This is a genomic window from Cobetia sp. MMG027 (assembly GCF_027947415.1).
GTDB classification, from domain to species: domain Bacteria; phylum Pseudomonadota; class Gammaproteobacteria; order Pseudomonadales; family Halomonadaceae; genus Cobetia; species Cobetia marina.
The window spans coordinates 31213-52486 of the sequence record NZ_JAQJIO010000016.1 but is presented as its reverse complement, the minus strand read 5'-3'; the positions used below and the strand labels follow the sequence as shown (position 1 = coordinate 52486).

Sequence of the window (21274 nt, the reverse complement as noted above, 5' to 3'; positions counted from 1 at the left end):
GCCCCCGCCCGCCCCCCCCCCCGCCCCCCCCGCCCCCCCCCCGCCCCCCCGCGCCCCCCCCCCCCCCCCCCCCCCCCCGCCCCCCCGGGGGGGGGGCCGGTTCTCTTTGTGCGCGGAAAAAGTGGCACGAAAGAGAAGAGAGACAAAGGAAGGACTGCGTCGTGCTTGCCAGGGGAAGCCGTAGACGGGGAGCAGAGTTCCAGGGAGTCGCAGGGGGCAAGAGAGCAAGAGGGTGTGGAAACCTCGCTGTACGATTCCTCAGGGTATTCACATCGTGTCGACTGTCGGGGTGATGCACGTGAGCGCCGTGAGGCTCGCATGAGTCCGTTGTTTCCGAGAGCGGAGGAAGTGCTATGGCGGCTTCTCTTTATCGAGCGTCAAGCGTCGCGGGTTGCGCACCTCGGAGTTGCTCGACTTTTTCTTCATCAGGGTGAACTAAAGCGTCATGCCAGACTCTGAGTAGGTGAGTTTCGACGTTCCCTTGCTTAGAAACTTGTCTGTGCTATCCCATCAGCAGACTTTTTGAGATATGGCACTCCTGCCTTGCAGTCGAGCAGCCAGTCCGCCGGCCACTTCCCCAGTGGCCGGTTTTTTTATGTCTGCCGTCTGGCTCCTTGCCTTGCAGGCATGAAAAAGCGGCCGGATGAGTGATCATCCGGCCGCTCTGGTATCTGATGGAGTCCTCAGTGTGAAGACCGCATCAGGGAGGGAGGAGCTGTTTAGCTGTTCTGCTCGATACCCTGAATGTACCAGTCTGCACCATCGCGCAGCTCACGGACCAGGTGCCAGGTCTCGTTGAACTCGTTCTGCTCGCCATTCTCGTCGAGCACGCCGTGGAACAGCACTGTCGCTTCCGCCTGCTTGCCGATTTCCTGCACGCTGCCCAGTTCAGCGAACAGACGCACGACTTCGGTACGGTTGTTGGCTGGCTGCTGAGCGCGTTCTTCGCGCAGCATGTTGTAGAGCTCCGGCGTCACGTATTCCTGGATGCGCGGCAGGTCATTGTTGTCCCAGGCGCGTTGCAGGGTCATGAAGTGCTCCTTGGCACCACCGAGGAATTGTTCCTTGTCGAACCAGGCAGGCTCACTGACGGGAGCTCCGCCGCCCAGCCCTGCACCGATACCGCCAGCAGGCGCCAGCGACTCGCCCTGCTCCTGGTGCGCTTCACGTGCCTGCACGTTACGTGGCTGATCATCGTGACGGGGGGAGGCGCTACCGCTGCCTGCCGGCCCGCCGCTCGCCATGGCGGCCTTCTTGCGCGCGCTCAGGAACTTGAAGGCGATGAAGGCGATCACCGCGATGATCAGGAAGTCTGTCATGCGCAGACCATCGAAGGCGCCGCCGAAGAACAGCGATGCCAGCAGACCACCTGCCAGCAGACCTGCCAGCGGGCCGGCAAACTTGGACAGACCGCTGGAGGGCTTGGACTTCGCTGCAGTGCTGCTGTTGGTGGCCTTGTTGCTGCCAAACAGTGAGCTGGAGGATTTTCCGCTGTCAGCGGATCGTGAGTAGCTACCGAAACTCTTGCCGCCGCCGAGGCGCTTGGCCTCCGCGTGTTCGACGCTCAGACCGAAGCCGAGCAAGCCGACCATCAGCATGATGAACAGATGGCGCATGTGGGATCTCCTTGGATGCGCTAGCGTGTAAGTGGAAGCCCCATTCTAGCCCCAGAATCGACGTGGGAGGACCAATGGACGACGAAAAGTCTCAACACCTGATGGCGAGGCGGTCATTATTGTTGCTGATCGACTTTCAGGCCCGCCTGATGCCGGTACTGAGTGGCGGAACCGAAGCCATCAACAGTGCCATCTGGCTGGGCGGTATCGCCCAGGCGCTGGAAATTCCCGTGTGGCTGACGGAGCACTGTCCGGACAAGCTGGGCGAAAGTGCTCCCATGACACACTTGCTAAGCGAGCGAACCCGCTGCTTCACCAAGCGCAGCTTCAGCGCGCTGGAGGCGCAGGATTTTCGAAAGGCGCTGGAGCAGAGCGGATGTGATCAGCTGGTGGTATGTGGTGCCGAGGCGCATGTCTGCGTGATGCAGACCGTGCTGTCACTATGCGGTGCGGGGTATCGAGTGGCGCTGGTAGCTGATGGTGTCGCCAGTCGCCGCCCGCGTGAGGCAGCATTGGGAGTGACCCGCTGCGAGGCGGCGGGGGCCAGTGTCGTCAGCGCCGAGATGGTGGCTTACGAATGGCTTGGAAGCGCGGATCACGTCCTTTTCGGCGATATTCATCGCCGTTATCTCAAACCCCGGGCAGGAGAGCACCTGGCTTTCCCCGGGCTGGGTGGGTGAGTCGCAGGGCGACCTGCAAGGGCGACCTGCAAGGCGCGCGTCAGGCGCGTGCCGCGTCGGCTTCACTGCGCGTGAAGACCAGCGTATCGCCCTCTGAGGCGGCATTGGAGAAGCGGTAGCCGGCCACATCGAAGTCCTTGAGGTCCTCGGCCGTCTCGATATCGTGCTTGAGCATCCAGGCGCTCATCAGGCCGCGTGCACGCTTGGCGTAGAAGCTGATGATCTTGGACTGACCGTTCTTCTCGTCCTTGAAGACCGGCGTCACGATACGGTGGCGGAATGCCTTGGCGTCGATGGCCTTGAAGTACTCGTTGGAGGCCAGATTGACCAGTATCGGCGTGCCACTGTCTTCGACGGCCTGCTCCAGTGCCGGCGTCAGCGTCTTGCGCCAGTAGGCGTAGAGGTCCTTGCCGGCCGGGTTGCTAAGGCGGGTGCCCATCTCCAGGCGATACGGCTGGATGAGATCCAGCGGGCGCAGTAGCCCGTAGAGGCCGGAGAGAATACGCAGCCTGTGTTGCGCGCGCTCGAATTCTTCCTCGCTGAACGTTTCTGCCGCCATGCCCTGATAGACATCTCCCTGAAAGGCCAGTACCGCCTGCTTGGCGTTGTCTGGCGTGAAGGGGGGCTGCCATTCCTGAAAGCGAGCGGCATTGAGGCCGGCCAGCTTGTCGGAAAGCTTCATGAGGCTTGCGATGTCCTGCGGTGATTGCTCGCGCAGGATATCGATCAGTGGTTGAGCCTGATCAAGAAAGTCGGGTTGGGTATGACGGGAGGTCACGGGGGCGTTGTCGAAATCCAGCGACTTGGCGGGCGAAATCACACTCAGCATGAAGACCTCCTGACAGGGGAAAGGTCTCAGTATATCAGGCAGACAAGATGGCCCCGAGTCCGTCGGGACTATCGGGGCCATAGATTGCGATGCGTGACGCCAAAGGCATCAATAGCGTCGGATCAGGAAGACGCCAGCGAACAGCAACAGCACGCCCGCCACGCGCCCCAGCGAGAGATCATGCTGCGGGAAGGTTGCCCAACCGAAGTGATCCAGAACGACCGAAGCCGTCAGCTGGCCCGCCAGGAAGGTGGCCATCATGGTGGCCGCGCCCAGCTTGGGTACCAGGATCACGCTGGCTGCCACGAAGAAGGCCCCCAGCAGACCACCGGTCCAGCTCCACCAGGGAGCCGCTTTCAGGGCACCAATACCCGGCATGGGCAATCGCATGGCCAGCACGATACCGATCAGGGCGATCGAGCCGATCACGAAGCTGACCATGGCGGCCATGAGCGAACTGTGGGTCTGCAGGGCCAGCGTGGAATTGACGCCGGCCTGGATCGGCATCATGGCACCGGCGGCCACGGCCATGAGAATCATGCTCAGTTCAGCGGGATTCATGGGGTTTCCTTGGAGACGAACAGGCCGGTCATCACGACCGGCCTGTCGGGTTGCGCGTCAGGGACAGATCAGGGGCAGGGGTTCGGCGCGGTGTTGTGGATCATCTCGATCTCGGCCAGCACCTCGTCGCTCAGTTCCACCTCGAGGCTTTTGATGTTGCTCTCCAGCTGCAGCATGGTGGTGGCACCGATGATGTTGCTGGTCAGGAACGGACGCGTGTTGACGAAGGCGAGTGCCATCTGCGCCGGGTTCAGGCCATGACGGCGTGCGATATCCACGTAGCAGGCGATGACGTGCTGGGCCGGCTCCGCGTTGTAGCGCTGGAAGCGCTCGAACAGGGTCAGACGCGCACCTTCCGGACGGGCGCCATCCAGGTACTTGCCGGACAGGGTGCCGAAGGCCAGCGGCGAATAGGCGAGCAGGCCCACATCTTCGCGGTGCGCGAACTCGGCCAGCCCGACCTCAAAGCTGCGGTTGACCAGGTTGTAGGGATTCTGGACGCTGGCGACGCGCGGCAGATTCAGGCGCTCGGCCAGATTCAGGCACTGCATCACGCCCCAGGGCGTCTCGTTGGACAGGCCCACGGCGCGAATCTTGCCCGCGGTGACCAGTTCGCCAAGCGCGGAGAGGCTTTCTTCCAGCGGCGTCATGTCCTCGTCTTCCACCGGCTGGTAACCCAGCTTGCCGAAGAAGTTGGTCTTGCGATCCGGCCAATGCAGCTGATAGAGGTCGATGTAATCGGTGCCCAGACGGCGCAGGTTGTCGTCACAGGCGGCGATGATCTGCTCGCGGGTCAGGCGTGAACCACCGCGGAGGTAGTCCATGCCCGGGCCGGTGACCTTGGTGGCGATCTTGACCTGATCACGGTTGCCGCGTGCGGCCAGCCAGCTGCCGATGTACTGCTCGGTGCGGCCCTGGGTCTCGCCATTGGGCGGGACAGGGTACATCTCGGCGGTATCGATGAAGTCGATGCCGGCATCGAGCGCACGATCCAGCTGCTGGTGGGCATCGGCTTCGCTGTTCTGCTCACCAAAGGTCATGGTGCCAAGGCACAGCAGACTCACGTCAATGCCGGTGCGGCCTAGAGCTCTACGTTGCATGCAGGATTCCCCTGTCGGGTGGTTGGCAAAAGCGGGTAAGGCGAGCGTGCGTCGCCTGCGTGTGTCAGGGCAGGTACGGCGGCGGTTTCACTCGCGGGACGGCGCACATATTAGCAGCGTAACAAAAACCCACAAGGCGGGCTTGAGTCCCCCTGATTGCGCGAGTATGCTTGGCGCCCCGTTGTCAGGGGAGCAGCCTCGCGAGGCCGCCCGCATGGGCAAACTGACAGCGTTGGCAAGGAGAACAGCGTCGCAGGCTCAGGAAAGGGCCAGATACGGCGTCATCCCTCTTATCTGTTTCAAGGTTACTCGTCATGCCGCAGGCCTCAACCCTGATGACCGGACTGAAATACCGCCTGGCGGAGCGTCTGTTCCACGCCTCCTGGCTTTCCGGCTCTCAGCAGAAGCATCGTCTGACCATGCGTCTGTTCAATCACTGCGCCAAGGCCGGTCATACCGGTGCGCTGTCATTGTACGGCCACATGCTGTTCCAGCGCGGCAGTTCGGCGCAGGAAAAGGCCAAGGGTGCCCGTTTCGTCGTCAAGGCGGCACAGGCGGGTGACATCCATGCCCAGTACCAGGCAGGGTGCATCTACGAGCATGGCTGCGCGCAATACCAGAGTGACCCGGCCAAGGCCGTGACCTGGTATGCACGTGCGGCAGAGCGTCATCATGCGCTTGCCGCGCAGCGCCTGGCACGTGCCTATCGTGAAGGCTCGCTGGGACTGGCGGTCTGCCCGCACAAGGCGGAGCACTGGGAAGCGCATGCACGCAGCGGTGACGAAGCCGCCCTCCACTGAGCCAATCCGACGGCTGCTGCCGTCGTCGATCGCCTCCTCTGACAGCGCCCTCCTCGTGAGGGCGCTGTCGTCTCCGTCTCTTCTGATGCCAACCGGATGAGCAGGACTCGCCAAACGGGGGGCAATTCCCGTAACCTGAAGACATTCAACCCCTTCTTGCCTGGTCCTTGGCTGCCTGAGATACCGTGGGAGATGCGTGTGACGCTGCCTATTCTGCTCGATATTGAAGCCTCCGGCTTTGGCCGCGGCAGCTACCCGATCGAGATCGGTCTGGCGCGTACCGATGGCAGCAGCTGTGCCTTCCTCATCCAGCCGCTGGAAGAGTGGGTGCACTGGGACCCCAAGGCTGAGCTGTTGCATGGCATTTCACGCGCCCGATTGGCACGTGAAGGCCGCCCGGTGCGGGAAGTGGCGCAGTGGATCAATGATGAGCTGAGCGAGACACGCATCGCGTACAGCGACAGCTGGGGCTACGACAATACCTGGTTGTCGTTGCTGTTCCATCATGCCGGCATGCTGCCGCACTTCCGGCTGGAAGCGCTGCGCCGGCTGCTGGATGAGGAGCAGCTGAATCGCTGGGCCGAGCTCAAGGAAGCCGTGATCGCCGAAGGCGGCATCCAGCGCCATCGCGCTGGAGATGATGCCCGTCTGCTGCAACTGACCTGGCAGAAGGCCCAGGCCATCGAGCGCAACGACTGAGCGTTCAGTCCGGCGAAAGATGACCGGCATGAAAGCCCCTGCAGAAGGCAGCCCATCGGGCTGCCTTCTTGCGTTCTGCCAGTCGACGACGGACTCAGGCCCCGCTTACCGCCAGCAGCACCTTGCCGGTGCTGGCGTTGTCCTGCACATAGGCATGTGCAGCCTCGGCGTCCTGGATCGGCCAGCTCTTGTCGATATGCGGACGTATCTCGCCTCGCGCCAGGCGTGGCCAGACGTGGACATAGAGTGCATCCAGCACCATGCCCTTGCCCTTGGGCGAGCGGGAACGCAGGGTCGAGCCGATCAACCGCTGGCGCTTCATCAGCATGCGCCCCAGATCCAGCTCGTCCATGCGTCCGCCCATCAGGCCGATCAATACCATGCGGCCATCCTGGTTCAGGACCTGCTGATTGCCTGACAGGTAGCCGCCGCCGACCGGGTCGAGAATCATGTCGGCGCCGCCCCATTCGTTCACGGCATCGACGAAACTGCCATCGTGGCGATTCCAGCCGGCATCGGCCCCCAGCCGCAGGCAGGTGTCCAGCTTCTCCTGACTGCCGACGGTCACGAAGCAGGGATGGCCGAACAGGCCGCACAGCTGGATGGCAGTGGTGCCGATACCGCTGGCCCCGGCGTGCAGCAGGACGCGTTCCTTGTGCTTGAGGTTGCCCTCGATGAACAGGTTCAGCCAAGCGGTGGCGAACATCTCCGGCAGGGCGGCCGCCTCACGCAGGCCGTAGCCCTCCGGCACCGGCAGTACCTGCAGGGCATTGACCACCACCTCTTCGGCATAGCCTCCGCCTGCCAGCAGGGCACAGACCGGGTCCCCCACCTGGAAGCGTTCCACGTGTCTGCCCACCTCGAGGATGGTGCCGCTGACCTCGAGACCGAGAATCTCGCTTTCCCCGGCCGGGGGCGGATACTGCCCGGCGCGCTGCATCAGATCCGCGCGGTTGACGCCGGCCCAGGCCACCTGGATACGCACCTCGTCCGAGGCGATACCTGAAGGGGCCTCGGTTTCCTGCCAGACCAGCGCCTCGTTCTCGACGGCTATCGCATACATTCGCTATCTCCTTGGCTTGGCAATCGTGGCTGCCTTGCTGTGATCGCTCCGTCCTCAGACGGATGTCTGTCATCTCACTGTACGGGGACTGTGACGCACCTGTCATGAAGTGGCGCGATTCTGACGTGATATCAAGCCTCTGTTTCAGACTGCGAGTGACGCACCGCGTTGCGCAAAGGAGTGAGCATGATCGATACCGCCCGTGTCATCGCCGCCAAGTATCCCGCCTTTGCCAGGCGCCACCCTCTGATTCGTCGCCCGGCGCTGGCGCTGCTGCGGCGTCTGGTTCACGAGAGCGAGATCAATGCCTTCCTCGCCGAGCATGCCGGTCTGCGCGGTTTCGACTTCATCGACCGTGTGCTCGATCACTTCTCCTTCGCCTACTCCGTCTCCTCGCGGGAGCGCGAGAACATCCCTGCCTACGGGCGAGTGGTGATCGTCGCCAACCACCCGCTGGGCTCGCTGGACGGCCTCGCGCTGCTCAAGCTGGTCGGCGAAGTGCGCCGTGACGTGAAGATCGTCGCCAACGACATCCTGATGAAGGTCGAGCCGCTGGCGCCCTTGCTGCTGCCGCTGGACAACCTCAGTCGCCGTGGGTATCGCAGAAGCAGCACCCAGATCTGCGAGGCACTGATGAATGAAGAGGCCGTCATCATCTTCCCGGCCGGAGAGGTCTCGCGCGCAGGGCCGACCGGGCCGCGTGACGGCAAGTGGCTGTCGGGCTTCCTGCATTTCGCGCGCAAGACCAACGCGCCGGTACTGCCGATTCACGTCAGTGGTCGCAACTCGACGCTCTTCTACACCCTGTCATCGATCAACCGTGGCCTCGGCACGCCGCTGCTGGCCCACGAGATGTTTCGCCAGCGCGAACGTCAGCTCAAGCTGCGCATCGGGGAACTGATTCCGCTGGCGCGTCTCGACAGTGATGCCCTGAGCACCAATGCCAAGACACGCCTGCTGCGCAAGCATCTCTATCGCATCGGACGCGGCAAGCGCGGGCTGTTCGTGACCGAGAAGGCCATCGGTCATCCGGAGGAGCGCCAGGCGCTGCGTGAGGAACTGACGCCGTGTGAGCTGCTGGGTGAGACCCGCGACGGCAAGAAGATCTACCTGTTCGATGCCTTTCCCGGTTCCAGCGTGATGCGCGAGATCGGTCGGCTGCGCGAGTTGAGCTTCCGCCGCGTCGGCGAAGGGACGGGAGAGCGTCGTGACATCGACCGTTACGACGCGCATTACCGTCATCTGGTGCTGTGGGATGACGCCGATCTCGAGATCGCCGGGGCCTATCGCATCGGTGAGGTGGGCAAGATCATGGCGGCACATGGCGAGAAGGGGCTCTACAGCCCGACGCTGTTCCGCTTCACGCCGGAGATGTTCAAGCATATGCAGGACGGCCTTGAGCTGGGGCGCAGCTTCGTGCAGCCACGCTATTGGGGGCGCCGCAGTCTCGATTACCTGTGGCAGGGGCTGGGTGCCTATCTGCGCCGTCACCCCGAGATTCGCTGGCTGTTCGGCCCGGTTACGCTTTCCAACAGCTACCCGGAGGCTGCTCGGGCGTTGATCGTCAGCTATTACCGCCACTACTACGGGGATGAGGAGGGACTGGCCCGTGCACGGGCACCGGTCGCGCAGAGTGCACCGGGCAGTGCCGCCCATGAGGCGGAGCGTCTGTTCGATGGTCAGGATGCCGAGGGTGATTTCCGTCGCCTGCGCGCCCAGCTGGACGCGATGGGCGTGACGGTGCCGACCCTCTACAAGCAGTACGCCGAGGTCACCGAGCCCGGCGGCACTCGCTTCCTCGACTTCAGTGTCGATGCCGATTTCGGCTACTGCATCGATGGGCTGGTGATGGTCGATATCCGACGCATCACCGCCAGCAAGCGCAGCCGCTATCTCGGGGAGCCGGCCTGTCGCGATCAGGCCGGTGCACGACACCCCGTCACGGAGGCTTGACCCATGCTGCTTGCCGTCAGGCCTGCTCGCCTGACGAGGGGGCCAGGCGGTCCAGCAGGGGAGTGATCTCGCGTTCGCTGATCAGGCGGGCGCGGGTATCCGCGTCGAGGAAGCCCGCCTCGACGGTGCGATCCAGAAATTCCAGCAGCGGCGCGTAGAAGCCGTCACTGTCGAGGACGGCGATCGGCTTGGCGTGAAAGCGCAGGTATTGCCAGGTCCAGGTCTCGAACAGCTCCTCCAGCGTGCCGATCCCGCCCGGCAGGGTCACGAAACCATCCGCCAGCGCGGCCATCTGGGCCTTGCGCTCATGCATGTCCGCCACTTCGATCAGCCGAGTCAGCCCGGTGTGTGCCTTCTCGTTGCGCACCAGCACCTGCGGGATCACGCCGACCACCTCACCGCCTGCGGCCAGCGCGGCATCTGCCAAAGCGCCCATCAGTCCTGCACGTGCTCCTCCATAGACCAGTCCCCAGCCACGTTCGGCGATCGCGGTCCCCAGTGCCTCGGCCTGCTGGCGGTGTTGCGGGGAGGCCCCCTCGCGGGAACCCAGATAGACACAGATGCGATGCATGTTGCTCTCCTGAAGGTGTGTTGTGGCACGCAAGGTCGAGTGCCACGCCAGAATGTCGTGGTCTCCATCCTACCCGAGTTGTGCGGCGGGGCCATGACGCCTTGGCGCAACCTTGCCTTGCAGAGTGAGAGAGCATGCTCGGCGTGGTACCTGCATTCACGGGCCTGCTCTGCTACCCTTGCCGCCCCCGCAGGCGACGGCTGGCGGGCGCTGACGCCCATGAGCCTTTTCATCGGGGTGCACTCCAACATGACGCGACGTCCTGACGGCGGGCGCGGGACAACAAGGCAGGAGAGACAGATGGCGCAGGTGCGCGGACGCTTCGCCAGTCGGCTGGGCTTCTTGATGGCCGCCGCTGGTTCGGCAGTAGGGCTTGGCAACGTCTGGGGCTTCCCGTCCCAGACCGCCAACAACGGAGGCGGGGCCTTCGTGGTGATGTATCTGGTGCTGGCCTTCCTGCTGGCGTGGCCGGCCTTGATGGCCGAGCTGGTCATCGGGCGGCATGGTCAGGCCAATATCGTCACCAGCATGAGTCTGGGGCGCGGCATCACCAAGCGCTTCGGCGCGCTGGCGGGCTGGGCGGGCATGCTGACCGCCAGCCTGATCCTGGCCTTCTACGCCATCGTCGCGGGCTGGTTGCTGGGGTATACCGCCGCGCCGGTCAGCGCGGCGCTGGGCATGTCGTCCGCCGCCAGCTGGCTGACCACCTTCGACTTCACGCGCAATGTCTCGCTGACGGCGGTCTTCCTCGCCCTGACCATGGCGATCGTGGTCGGTGGCGTGCGCGGCGGGATCGAGAAGTGGTCCACACGTCTGATGCCGCTGCTGCTGGCCCTGCTGGTGGGGTTGATCGGCTACGTGCTGACCCTGCCGGGCGCCGATGAAGGCCTGAGTGTCTATCTCACCCCGCAGTGGGATCGCATCTTCGATGCTGACCTGATGCTGAGCGCGATGGGCCAGGCATTCTTCTCGCTGTCGCTCGGCGTGGGGGCAATGCTGATCTATGGCTCCTATCTGGGGCCGGAGCAGAACCTGCCGCGTCTCGGCGTGCTGGTGATGCTGATCGACGTCGGCATCGCCTTCCTGGCCGGCCTGCTGGTGATTCCGGCCATGTATGCCGCGCGTCATCTGGGCGTCGAGATCTTCGATGCCGACGGCCTGCTCAAGAGCTCCGACACCCTGCTGTTCGATACGTTGCCGGCGCTGTTCGGTCAGATGGGTGGCGCTGGAGACGTCTTGATGGTGGCGTTCTTCGCGCTGATGAGCGTGGCGGGCATCACCTCCTCCATCTCGATGCTGGAAGTGCCGGTATCCTTCGTGGTCGAGCGTGGCTGGCTGGGACGGCGTGCCGCCACCCTGGCCGTCGGGGCCGCCATCATGGCCATCAGTCTGACCATCGCCGCCAACTTCGGGGCGCTGTTCGGTCTGGTGATCATGTTGACCACCCAGTACAGCCAGCCACTGGTCGCGCTGGTGATGTGTCTGCTGGTCGGCTGGGCAATGTCGCGCCATGCGCTGCTCAAGGAGATTCAGAGCGGGGCGCCGGACATCGAGTCCAGCCTGTTCTGGAAGATCTGGCCGTGGTACGTGCGCCTGATCTGCCCGCTGTGCATCGCGTTGGTGTTCGCGCACTCGCTGTAAGCCGAAACGCCCCCTGCACGACGCAAGAAGCCCGCCAATTGGCGGGCTTCTTCGTCTTGTGCCTCCTGGCCGACGGCCTCTGCTCGAGGGACTGAGTGTCGGCTCGATCGCAGGCAGGGCTCAGGGCAGCTCGGACAGCACGTCGTAGTGGGCATCGACCCAGTGCCCGATGGCATTGCCCTCGGCATAGGCGAGGTGCTGGGCGTACTGGGTGTGCAGGCAGCGCACCTGATTCCAGTCGCGGATGCCGCCGACGCCACGCTCGCGCATCAGCTCAGCGAAGCCCTGGGACTCGATGGCGCTGCGCTCGGCCTCGCTCATGAAGCTCCAGCGCTCGGCGACATAGGCTTCATGACTGGCACGATAGCGCGCCAGCAGTTCCTCGTCGGTCTTGAGGCTCTCTTCCAGCTCCTTGATCACGCCTTCGGCCTCGATGCGTGACAGCGAGATCTTGAGGCGCTCGTCGCTCAGCCAGTAGAGGGTCGGGAAGGGTTTGCCATCCACCAGCGAATGCATGCGCAGCACCAGCGGGGTGCCCTCGCCATCGGTGGCGGCCACGGCCTGGATGCCGCGCGGCTTGCGCCCGAGCTGGCGCTCGATGATCTCGAGCTCACGCGCGTCGGGACTATGATTGGTCAGGATCACCATGCTTGCAGTCAGGCTCCAGCACACACTTGTTGGACCGGGAGACGGCCCGGAAGAACGCCTGGTTGAGCTGCTGGGGGCTCGGCACATAGCCATGCCACTCGCGCTCGCAGTAGTCACTGCCGCGCGCCATCAGCTCCGGGGCCAGACGATTGAACCAGCCATCATAATCGTAGGGGTCAAGGCCCGGCAAGCTGATGTGCGGGTAGTCGGCGAAGCGCTCGCCGAACCACTGCTCCAGCGAGGCCTCGACCTGCGCATGCAGCTCGGTCATGTCCGGATAGATCCACTTGCTGTAGCGAATGCCCATCGGGCCTCCTCGCTGGCGTGGCGGCAGGGAGCGTCAGGGTGACAGGTGGCGAGAGCCTCAGTCCTCACGCGCCAGCGGCGCGAACTGCCCATTGCCCAGTTCACACAGTAGCGCGGGAGCGAGACCGATCTCCAGTCCTCGGCGTCCACCGCTGATGAACATCTCCTCCACCCCCTCGGCGCTGTCATCCACCCACAGCGACAGCCGCTTCTTCTGGCCCAGTGGACTGATGCCGCCGACCACATAGCCGGTGGCGCGCTCGGCGGCCTCGTGGGGGGCCAGGGCTGCCTTGCGGGCATGGCAGGCACGCGCCAGTGCCTTGAGGTTCAGCGTGCCGGTGACGGGCACCACGGCGACCACCAGCGGCTGGCGGGCACTGCTGCCTTCCAGCTGACAGACGAGTGTCTTGAAGACCCGTGCCGGCTCAAGCCCCAGCGCCTGGGCAGCCTCTTCGCCATACGCAGGCGCCCGAGGGTCATGGGCATATTCCAGGGTACGGTGAGGCTTGCCCTTGAGCAGCTTGAGCGCGGGTGTCATGCCGGTACGCTCCCGGCGGGCGCCGTGCTGTGCGTGCCGAGCGCGCGGGCTTTCTCGCGCAGGGCAGGGAGATCCAGCTCGGCGCTGTCAGTGTGTTCGTGCAGGTGGGAGAGCAGGGTCGTGCGCAGCTCGCCTTCGATGCGCTGCGATTGCTTGGCGTGATGATCGAACTGCACCAGCACGCAGTGGCCACGCGCCCCGCAGACACCGCGCTGCCAGGCTTCCTGGGTCACGGTGAAGGAGCTGCCGCCAAGCCGCGACAGCCAGGTGCGAATCTCGACATCCTGGCCGTATTGCAGCTCGGCGAGAAAGTCGACCTCGATGCGCGCCATGATCAGCGGCCATTTGCGCGGGTCGAGATCCGGCACGAAGACGCGGAACAGGTCATTGCGCGCCCACTCGAACCAGGCCGGCAGGCGCGTGTTGTTGATATGTCCGAGGGCATCGGTATCGAAGAAGGCCGGCTCCAGCGTCTTGAAGTACATGTCATCGCTCCTGTGCGTCCTTGCGGGCTTTTCAGCCTATCAGGAAGCTCAGACGCTGGCTGTACGCCGTGCGGCTAGTCGTCGTTGCAGCGGCGTGAACACGCCCAGCCATGCCGTCGCGATCACGAACCCCAGCAGGGTGCCCGCCGCGACCCCCATGCTCGGGTAGCTGAGCGAGACCACCAGTGAATAGCACAGCAGCGAACCAAGGCCCGCCGGGTAGTGCTTGATCACGGTGGCGACAGCGGCCGGCCCCTGAGTCAGATGCAGAATGATCAACAGCGGATACATGGTGACAGGGAAGGCCGCCACCAGCCCGGCCCAGGACGGTGGCAACAGATGGGCCAGCGCGGTGATGCCGAACACGATGCCGGCCGCGAGGCCCGCACGCGCCAGCAGCGAAGGCCACGAGAACGGGGCCTTGCGACTGCGGGTTTCCGGTACGTCGCGGTACAGGCGCATGCACAGCATGATGGCTATCAGCGTCACGATCACGCCGCTGACACGGGTGAACTCGAACTGCGCCAGGATCACGCTGGCCGCCAGCCAGCCCAGCAGGCCACCCAGAGTACCGTTGATGACGCCGCGCAGCCCCTCTGCACGCCCGCATAGCCAGTAGCCGACCCCCAGGGCGAGGGTCGAGGAGAATCCGGCCAGCGTGTAGATGGCACTCTCACCGGCGAATTCGGGGGAAATCTCGACCCCGATGAAGCCCAGCGTGATGGCCGTGCCGAGCGGATAGCCGGACAGCAGCCCGGCCATGCGCGTCGAGAGACGCTCCGCGATCAACGACAGGCCGATCACCACCGCGACCGAAATCAGCAGCTTGAGCAGCTGCAGGCCAAGCTCGCCATGCAGTACCGCTGTCATCAAGTGGCGTCCCAGAACTGGCGGCGCAGCAGGGAGATCTTGCCCAGTGCCTTGCCGGAGGCCTGATGTCGGTGTGCCTCGGCGACTTCACGGAAGTCGAACTGGCGCTCGTCCAGGCGCACCTTGAACTCGCCTTCCTCGACCAGTTCCACCAGCTTGCCCAGTGCCTGACGCTGCTGCTCGTGACCGATGCCGGCGCTGAGCGGCAGCAGGATCGACAGCACTTCCAGGCTGCGACTACCGGCATGCAGCGGCGAGAGATCTGCCGTGGTGCGCGCATTGATGGTCACGATGCGCCCGCCCAGCCTGCTGGCGGCGAAGCTGGCGGCCAGGTTGTCACCCCCGACGCAATCGAAGACCAGATCAAAGCCCTGGCCAGCCGTCAGGCGCTCCACGTAGTCGGCCACCGCTTCCTCGCGGTAGCGAATGACGTGGTCCGCGCCACAGGCACGTGCCAGCTGCGCCTTGTCATCCGTGGAGACGGTCGTGGCGACTTCCGCACCGATGCAACGGGCGATCTGCAGTGCGACATGACCGACACCGCCGGCGCCGCCGTGAATCAGTACGCGTTGCCCCGCCTCCAGCTGGCCACGTTCCACCAGCGCCTGCCAGGCGGTGATGAACACTGCAGGCAATGCCGCGGCTTCCATGAAGCTCAGGCGGCGCGGCTTGCGGGTGATCAGACGCTCATCGGCGATCATGTAATCCGCCAGCGCCCCGGGGTGAGACGCGACACCCCCGGCAAATCCGAGCACTTCATCGCCCGGTGAGAAGGTCAGCACATCGTCTCCGACGGCATCGACGATGCCGGCGACATCACCATGCAGGATGCAGGGTTCGGGGGGGAGAAGGGCGACCTGCCCGCTGGCCAGCTTGAGATCGAGCGGGTTGACGCTGGAAGCGGCGACGCGAATGCGCACCTGTCCGGGGCCGGGTTCCGGCAGTGGGCATTGCGTGCATTCGAAGTCGGCATCCGGGCCGGGGTTGCGCAGCACCATGGCGTGCATGGAAGCGAGCATGAGACGTCCTCGTTGAAACGAATTCCGGCCAGTTCGGCCAGTGAGCGCCACACCCTACCCATTGCGCTGCGCCGCGGCAATGCGACTTGGGTGGTTTCCGCCGTCCTGGTGACGGAATTGCATGATCGACAACGAAAAAGCCCCTGCCGTAGGGCAGAGGCTTTGGGTCATGCGGCGGGTGACGACTGAGTCAGACCCGCCTGAGAGGGAGAGGTGTCACGCGTTCTGGCGCTTGGTCTCCTTGTCGATCGGGGCGATCTCGCCGGACTTCAGCTTGGCGAGGTACTGGCTCAGCTCGCGCTTCACGACCGGCATCAGGTAGTAGAGACCGATGATGTTGGCGATGGACATGGCGAAGATCATGGCGTCGGAGAAGTCGATGACCGGACCGAGGCTCATGGAGGAGCCGATGACCACGAAGGCGAGGAAGATCAGCTTGTAGACGATCTCGGCACCCTTGCTCTCACCGAACAGGTAGGTCCAGGCTTTCAGGCCGTAGTAGGACCAGGACAGCATGGTGGAGAAGGCGAACATCAGCACCGCCAGCGCCAGCACATACGGGAACCACGGGAAGGCGGTCTCGAAGGCGTAGGACGTCAGCTGGACGCCGCCGAGGCCTTCGACCTGATAGGCGCCGGTGATGACGATGACCAGTGCGGTCATGGTGCAGATGACGACGGTATCGATGAACGGTTCGAGCAGCGCGACGATGCCTTCGGTGGCCGGCTGGGAAGTCTTCACGGCAGAGTGGGCGATGGCGGCGGAGCCGATACCGGCTTCATTGGAGAAGGCGGCGCGCTTGAAGCCCTGGATCAGTACGCCGACGATACCGCCGCCGACCGCGACCGGTGCGAAGGCACCTTCGATGATGGCGCCGAAGGCCGCCGGAATCGCGCTGAAGTTGAAGCCCAGGATGATGAGAGCCGCGATCACGTAGATGACCGCCATCATCGGCACCAGCTTCTCGGTGACGCGAGCGATGGACTTGATGCCGCCGATGATGACCATGCCGACGATGGCGGCCATCACGAGACCGAACAGCCAGCCGTAGCCGATCAGGAAGCTGGCATCACCGCCGGTGACGTTGACGGCCTGCTGATAGGACTGGTTGGCCTGGAACATGTTGCCGCCGCCGATGGAGCCGCCGATGGCGCAGATGGCGAAGAAGATCGCCAGGATCTTGCCAAGCCCGGCCTTGCCATTCTCCGCGAAGCCCTTGGACAGGTAGTACATCGGGCCGCCGGAGATGGAGCCATCGGCATTGACGTTGCGGTACTTCACGCCAAGGGTACATTCGCAGAACTTGGAGGCCATGCCGAGCAGACCGGCCAGAATCATCCAGAAGGTCGCGCCCGGCCCCCCCAGCGAGACGGCGACCGCGACACCGGCGATGTTGCCCAGCCCGACCGTGCCGGAAAGCGCGGTGGCCAGTGCCTGGAAGTGGGACACCTCGCCTTCATCCTTCGGGTCGGTGTAGTCGCCCTTGACCAGACGCACGGCATGCCCGAACAGACGGAACTGCACGAAGCCGAAATAGAGCGTGAAGACGACGGCAGCGATGATCAGCCAGCCGACGATCAGCGGGAACTGGGTGCCTGCCACCGGCACGGAATAGAAGATGGTGGAGACGATCGGATTGACGATCGGCCCGACGATGTCACTGATGGCCTGATCCATGCCTTCGGCACGGGCAGAGCCTGCGGCCATGAGCGCTGCCATGGCAGCAGCCCAGGGGGCAAGGGAGCGGAATCGACTCATGAGAAGGGACCTCGGGAGCATGTTGTCATTGTTGTGGGATCAGTCTGCGGACGCCTGGCGTCATCCATCAGGGCACGACGGTGACGGGGACCGAGGCTTCCTGGATCAGATGCGCGGTCACGCTGCCGAAGATACGAGAGCGCATGCTCTCCCCCTTGCGACCGACGATGATCTGCTCGGCATTCACTTCCCGCGCCAGCAGGCTCAGGATCTCGGCGGCGTCACCGTGACGAACGCGGCCTTCCACCTGATACCCCTCCTTCTCGAGCTCCGTGATGGCAGGCGCGAGAACGCGCTCGCGTGCCAGCTTGATCTCGCTTTCACGGCGACTCGCACGCTGGGCGTTCTCTTCCGGCGTGTTGAAGCTGTAGGGCGACCATTCGACGACATAGCAGAGAATGATGCGGGTTTCGGGGCCGACCAGCGTCGCGACGCGCTTGGCGTGTGCGATGGCACTGTCGCCGCCCGGCGTTCCATCCAGTCCGACAATCAGGGAGGTGGTCATTGAGAGCTCTCCAGAAGCTTGCCGGTCACTGTGTCTCGGCGACTCGGCCAGCGGATTCTTGTTGAATTACCGTTCTTGGACGGTTGAAAGCACTTTACTCCTCGGCAGGTGCAGAAATCCCTGCGTTTATCATGCTTCATGAAACGGTGATTAAACGTAAAAGGGCGGCAGGAGGCGCCTGGGAAGGAGTCAGGCAGACACGCAGGAGGAGGCATGTGGAGGAGAGTCGTGCCCGCAGAGACGAGCCGTACCAGTCAGGCTGGCATCGAGGTTCGCCTGGAGTGCCCCACCACGCTTGTGAACGGGTGGTGGGCGCCAGAGGTGGGGCAGGGGAAGGTGTCGTTGTCGTAGCGGGGAAGGGCATGCGCCCATGTGTCAAGGGACGACCGGGACAAGCGCTAGATCAGGCGCTGGTGGGTCAGATCCTTCCAGGCGCTTTCCATGGGCCAGGCCAGCGGCTTTCTGAGGTGGTCGGGCAGTGCCATGAGTGCGGCATCCGGACTTTCGTGCTCGCGCATGCGTATCCAGCAGTACGCCCAGGCGCAGGCCTCGTCCTCATCCTGCGGCAGCGGGCGCGCCGGCATCTGCATCAGCAGGAACAGGGCGGCCTTGGGAGCCCACAGTGGGGCGCCGCCGTCATGGGCCCAGCGTTCCAGCTGCTCGCCTTCCGGATTGCTCTCAGGTTGCCCCAGCTTCGCCACGCGGGCCGTATCGGCCAGCAATACCGCCAGGCGCTGGCTGTCGCCTCTTCCATGGGTCAGCCAGGCACGCAACAGGCCGGGGAGACCGCGTTGTGCTTGCGGGTAAAAGGTGTCTTCGGACATGCACAAAGCCTTATGCTGTAGTCATTCCACGGGGTTGTCCGCCTGTTGCCGGCGGTTCGAGCGGCAGGTGGTGCCTCATGTCTTCATGGCTCGCATGGGCCAGCACCGGGAGAGATTCTACATGGAGCACGATTTCATCACCCCCATTGACCGCAGTCAGTATCCCTCCCAGAAGTGGGAGCGCTACGGCGCGGATGTCCTGCCGCTGTGGATCGCCGACATGGACTTCAGCGCGCCGCCGGCCGTGACGCGCGCACTGGCGGAACGGGTTGCTCACCCGATCTACGGCTATGCCAAGCCCTCTCAGGGGCTCGACGACAGTCTGCGCGACTGGAGCCGTGAGCACTATGGCTGGGAGATACCGCGTGAGGCCATCGTCTGGCTGCCCGGCGTGGTGCCGGCACTGCATCTCGCCAGCCTGGCATTGACGTCAGAAGGGGCGGGGGTCGTGACGACCACGCCGATCTACCCGCCCTTCCTGCAGGTTGCGCAGAAGACGGGGCGTATCGCGCAGATGGCGCCATTGGCGGAGCCTGCCGAGCCAGGTGGCCTGTGGCAGCTGGACCTCGAGGCACTGGAAGCCGCGATCACTCCCGAGACGGAACTGCTGCTGTGGTGCCATCCACACAATCCTACCGGCCGTGTCTGGCGCGAGGAAGAGCTCGAGGCGCTGGCAGCACTGGTGGAGCGTCATGATCTGCTGGTGGTGTCCGACGAGCTGCATGCCGACCTGGTGGTGGACCCCGCATCGCGGCATATCCCGCTGGCCAGCCTCAATCCGCGCCTGGCGGCGCGCTGCGTGACACTGTGGGCGCCTTCCAAGACCTTCAACACGGCGGGGCTGACCTTTGCCTGTGCGGTGATCACCGATCCGGACCTGCGTCAGCGCTTCGTCGCCGCGACCCGTGGCCTGATGCCGGATACCAATGTATTGGGCATGGTGGCGACGGAAGCGGCGTGGCGTGAGGGAGAGCCGTGGCGTCAGGAGCTGCTGGAGGTGCTGCGCGGCAATCTTGATCTGCTCGAAGCGCATGTGGCCGGCTGGGAGCGCGTTCGCATGACGCGCCCCCAGGCGACCTATCTGGCCTGGCTGGACATGCGTGAGGCCGGCCTGGGCGATTCGCCTCAGCAGACATTGCTGGAGGAGTGCGGTGTCGCGCTTTCCGATGGGGCCGACTTCGGCTGGCCGGGGTTCGTGCGCCTGAACTACGCCACTACACGTCAGCAGCTTGAGCAGGCATTGCAGCGTCTCGATGAACGCCTGAAAGGTGCGCTGCAGGGGTAGTCAGATGTCTGATCTGGATCAAGCGCCGATGAGATGCTGGCAGGAAGTGGCGAGCGAAACCTTGAATTGAGAATCATTATCGATAACTCTGAGGGCAGGCCGTTCATCGTGAGCGGGCATCCTCAGGAGGGATGATGATGAGACATGAGCTGGCAGAGACATCTCGTTGGGCGCGAGCCGATGTTGAGTCGTCCGGCGTGATGGCATGTCGAGAATGGTGTTGCAGGGGCGGGAGTCTCCGGTTGGCCAGGGCGAAGGAGGCGGGGGCCATCACGCCCGCGCTGGAAGAGCTCCCGCCTGGCTGTCCGCTCAGCGCCCGCGAAGCGCGTGCGAGGCCATCACTGCTGAAAGGGTGGACGCGTCGGGGCGGCTGAATCCAAGGCTCATCCGCATCCTTTCCCACCCTGCTGCACGCACACGCTTCACGACATTCATCCGCTATCTGCGACAAGGGGCCCCGAGGACAGCTCACGTCCTCGGGGCCCCTTGTCGTGGGAAGGTGGTTGCCGTCTGCGACTCAGTACATTAGGGCGAACAGCTGGCGGCGGAAGCGCACGGTCAGCTCATGGGTCGCGCCGAGGGCATCGAACACGCGCAGCAGCGTCTTGCGGGCCAGATCATCCCCGTATTGGCGGTCGGTCTTCATCAGGCCGATCAGGGCATCGAGCGCCAGCTCGTAGTGGCCATCGGCAAGATCACGCATGGCGCGCTGGTAGCGGGCCTCGCTGTCATCCCGCTCGATCATGGCCTGGACCTCTTCCGGGCTCGGCGCCTCGGCGATGAAATCGATGCGTGCACGCACACCACGCGCCTTCGGGCCATCACGGTCTTCCGGCTTGAGAGAGTCCAGCAGCTGGCGGGCCTCTTCGCCGTTGCCTTCGGCGACCAGGACCGAGGCGAGCTGGATGCGGTAGTCCGGTGTCTCGGGGGATTCCTGTGCCAGCTGCTGGTACATCGCCTTGGCGGTCGCCAGATCGCCGGTTTCCAGTGCGCTGGCGGCCTGCTCGACGAGGCTGGGGCCGGCACCGGCAGCAGGCATCACCTTGTGCTGCTCGAGGAACTGGCGAATCTCGGCTTCCGGACGGGCGCCGGTGAAGTTGCCTGCCAGACCGCCCTGGATGACCAGCTTGACGTCGGGTACCGAGCGCACTCCTAGCTGGGCAGCGATGTCCTGCTGTTCCTCGGCGTTCAGCTTGGCGAGGATGAAGCCACCGGCATATTCACGAGCCAGCATCTCGAGAATCGGCGTCAGGACGCGACAATGCTCGCTCTGGGGAGACCAGCAGTCCAACAGCACCGGTACCTGCTGCGAGGCCTCGAGGACCTGCTGCAGATTGCTCATGTCGACATCGATGATGTAGGTGTTGGCGTCTTCTGCCTGGCGGGGGGCGCTGGCAGCAGCTCCGCCTACCACGCCTTGTGGTTGGGCGGCGGTGGTGTCATTGCCGGTCAGTGGCTGGCCGGTATTGGGATCGATGATCATGATGCATGCCCCGGAAGTGTCTGCGATTCAAGGCTCGCAC

The 21274-nt window shown here is 64.3% G+C and carries 21 protein-coding genes and 1 pseudogene; 6 read left to right on the top strand and 16 right to left on the bottom strand.

Translation table 11 applies throughout. The annotated features are described in order from the left end of the window. Window positions 1–719: 719 nt before the first annotated feature. Window positions 720–1616, bottom strand: coding sequence for a Tim44 domain-containing protein (locus tag PJK54_RS17405; RefSeq protein WP_077373522.1), 897 nt, complete (start codon window positions 1614–1616; stop codon window positions 720–722). A 74-nt stretch (window positions 1617–1690) separates the two neighbouring features. On the opposite strand from PJK54_RS17405, the gene PJK54_RS17400 reads away from it, so the two are divergent. Beyond that, complete coding sequence (locus tag PJK54_RS17400; protein WP_240499636.1) at window positions 1691–2296, top strand: isochorismatase family protein; 606 nt, start codon at window positions 1691–1693, stop codon at window positions 2294–2296. A gap of 40 nt (window positions 2297–2336) precedes the next feature. Here the strand turns inward: PJK54_RS17400 and yaaA are convergent, their stop codons facing one another. The 3 genes from yaaA to PJK54_RS17385 all read right to left on the bottom strand — a co-directional run bounded on the left by yaaA (window position 2337) and on the right by PJK54_RS17385 (window position 4786). Then, complete coding sequence (yaaA, locus tag PJK54_RS17395) at window positions 2337–3125, bottom strand: peroxide stress protein YaaA (protein WP_271303474.1); 789 nt, start codon at window positions 3123–3125, stop codon at window positions 2337–2339. Window positions 3126–3233: 108 nt separating this feature from the next. Then, window positions 3234–3686: a DMT family transporter gene (locus PJK54_RS17390; protein WP_077373528.1), complete on the bottom strand. Its 453-nt coding sequence runs from the start codon at window positions 3684–3686 to the stop codon at window positions 3234–3236. Between the two features lie 68 nt (window positions 3687–3754). Next, on the bottom strand, window positions 3755–4786 hold the full coding sequence (locus PJK54_RS17385) for an NADP(H)-dependent aldo-keto reductase (protein WP_077373531.1): 1032 nt from the start codon (window positions 4784–4786) through the stop codon (window positions 3755–3757). Between the two features lie 314 nt (window positions 4787–5100). Between PJK54_RS17385 and PJK54_RS17380 the strand changes: the two genes are divergently transcribed. Beyond that, the gene (locus PJK54_RS17380; RefSeq protein WP_077373534.1) at window positions 5101–5586 is read left to right on the top strand and encodes a tetratricopeptide repeat protein; all 486 of its coding nucleotides are present in this window, start codon (window positions 5101–5103) and stop codon (window positions 5584–5586) included. 192 nt (window positions 5587–5778) lie between these two features. Continuing rightward, entirely contained in the window at window positions 5779–6285 is a 507-nt protein-coding gene (locus PJK54_RS17375) for a 3'-5' exonuclease (protein WP_271303473.1), read from the top strand. 94 nt (window positions 6286–6379) lie between these two features. Here the strand turns inward: PJK54_RS17375 and PJK54_RS17370 are convergent, their stop codons facing one another. After that, window positions 6380–7348, bottom strand: a complete 969-nt coding sequence (locus tag PJK54_RS17370; protein ID WP_077373540.1) for an NAD(P)H-quinone oxidoreductase — start codon at window positions 7346–7348, stop codon at window positions 6380–6382. A gap of 186 nt (window positions 7349–7534) precedes the next feature. Between PJK54_RS17370 and PJK54_RS17365 the strand changes: the two genes are divergently transcribed. Continuing rightward, window positions 7535–9301: a lysophospholipid acyltransferase family protein gene (locus tag PJK54_RS17365; protein ID WP_271303472.1), complete on the top strand. Its 1767-nt coding sequence runs from the start codon at window positions 7535–7537 to the stop codon at window positions 9299–9301. 16 nt (window positions 9302–9317) lie between these two features. Here the strand turns inward: PJK54_RS17365 and PJK54_RS17360 are convergent, their stop codons facing one another. Continuing rightward, window positions 9318–9872: a TIGR00730 family Rossman fold protein gene (locus tag PJK54_RS17360; protein ID WP_271303471.1), complete on the bottom strand. Its 555-nt coding sequence runs from the start codon at window positions 9870–9872 to the stop codon at window positions 9318–9320. A 300-nt stretch (window positions 9873–10172) separates the two neighbouring features. On the opposite strand from PJK54_RS17360, the gene PJK54_RS17355 reads away from it, so the two are divergent. Next, a complete protein-coding gene (locus PJK54_RS17355) occupies window positions 10173–11513 on the top strand; it encodes a sodium-dependent transporter (RefSeq protein WP_271303470.1) in 1341 nt (446 codons plus the stop codon). Window positions 11514–11633: 120 nt separating this feature from the next. On the opposite strand, the gene PJK54_RS17350 is transcribed toward PJK54_RS17355, so the two are convergent. The 9 genes and pseudogenes from PJK54_RS17350 to PJK54_RS17310 all read right to left on the bottom strand — a co-directional run bounded on the left by PJK54_RS17350 (window position 11634) and on the right by PJK54_RS17310 (window position 18466). Next, window positions 11634–12161 carry a DUF501 domain-containing protein gene (locus tag PJK54_RS17350; protein WP_084207776.1) on the bottom strand — a complete coding sequence of 176 codons (528 nt, stop codon included), beginning with the start codon at window positions 12159–12161 and terminating at the stop codon, window positions 11634–11636. Continuing rightward, window positions 12139–12468: a hypothetical protein gene (locus tag PJK54_RS17345; RefSeq protein ID WP_077373554.1), complete on the bottom strand. Its 330-nt coding sequence runs from the start codon at window positions 12466–12468 to the stop codon at window positions 12139–12141. The genes PJK54_RS17350 and PJK54_RS17345 overlap by 23 nt, the downstream gene beginning before the upstream one ends. A 57-nt stretch (window positions 12469–12525) precedes the next feature. Then, entirely contained in the window at window positions 12526–13005 is a 480-nt protein-coding gene (locus PJK54_RS17340) for an aminoacyl-tRNA deacylase (RefSeq protein ID WP_271303469.1), read from the bottom strand. Between the two features lie 95 nt (window positions 13006–13100). After that, a pseudogene (locus PJK54_RS17335) lies at window positions 13101–13490 on the bottom strand (acyl-CoA thioesterase); the annotation flags it as partial. Between the two features lie 48 nt (window positions 13491–13538). After that, window positions 13539–14360: a hypothetical protein gene (locus PJK54_RS17330; RefSeq protein WP_084207779.1), complete on the bottom strand. Its 822-nt coding sequence runs from the start codon at window positions 14358–14360 to the stop codon at window positions 13539–13541. Next, complete coding sequence (locus PJK54_RS17325) at window positions 14360–15379, bottom strand: zinc-binding dehydrogenase (protein WP_205694052.1); 1020 nt, start codon at window positions 15377–15379, stop codon at window positions 14360–14362. The genes PJK54_RS17330 and PJK54_RS17325 overlap by 1 nt, the downstream gene beginning before the upstream one ends. A 216-nt stretch (window positions 15380–15595) precedes the next feature. Continuing rightward, window positions 15596–17137, bottom strand: coding sequence for an alanine/glycine:cation symporter family protein (locus PJK54_RS17320; RefSeq protein WP_077373566.1), 1542 nt, complete (start codon window positions 17135–17137; stop codon window positions 15596–15598). Window positions 17138–17204: 67 nt separating this feature from the next. Next, window positions 17205–17642 carry a universal stress protein gene (locus PJK54_RS17315; protein WP_077373569.1) on the bottom strand — a complete coding sequence of 146 codons (438 nt, stop codon included), beginning with the start codon at window positions 17640–17642 and terminating at the stop codon, window positions 17205–17207. Window positions 17643–18040: 398 nt separating this feature from the next. Next, a complete protein-coding gene (locus PJK54_RS17310) occupies window positions 18041–18466 on the bottom strand; it encodes a hypothetical protein (protein WP_136939740.1) in 426 nt (141 codons plus the stop codon). A 121-nt stretch (window positions 18467–18587) separates the two neighbouring features. Between PJK54_RS17310 and PJK54_RS17305 the strand changes: the two genes are divergently transcribed. Beyond that, window positions 18588–19751, top strand: coding sequence for a MalY/PatB family protein (locus PJK54_RS17305; protein ID WP_176494517.1), 1164 nt, complete (start codon window positions 18588–18590; stop codon window positions 19749–19751). Window positions 19752–20268: 517 nt separating this feature from the next. Here the strand turns inward: PJK54_RS17305 and PJK54_RS17300 are convergent. Then, the gene (locus tag PJK54_RS17300) at window positions 20269–21234 is read right to left on the bottom strand and encodes a tetratricopeptide repeat protein (RefSeq protein ID WP_308483190.1); all 966 of its coding nucleotides are present in this window, start codon (window positions 21232–21234) and stop codon (window positions 20269–20271) included. Window positions 21235–21274: the final 40 nt, after the last annotated feature.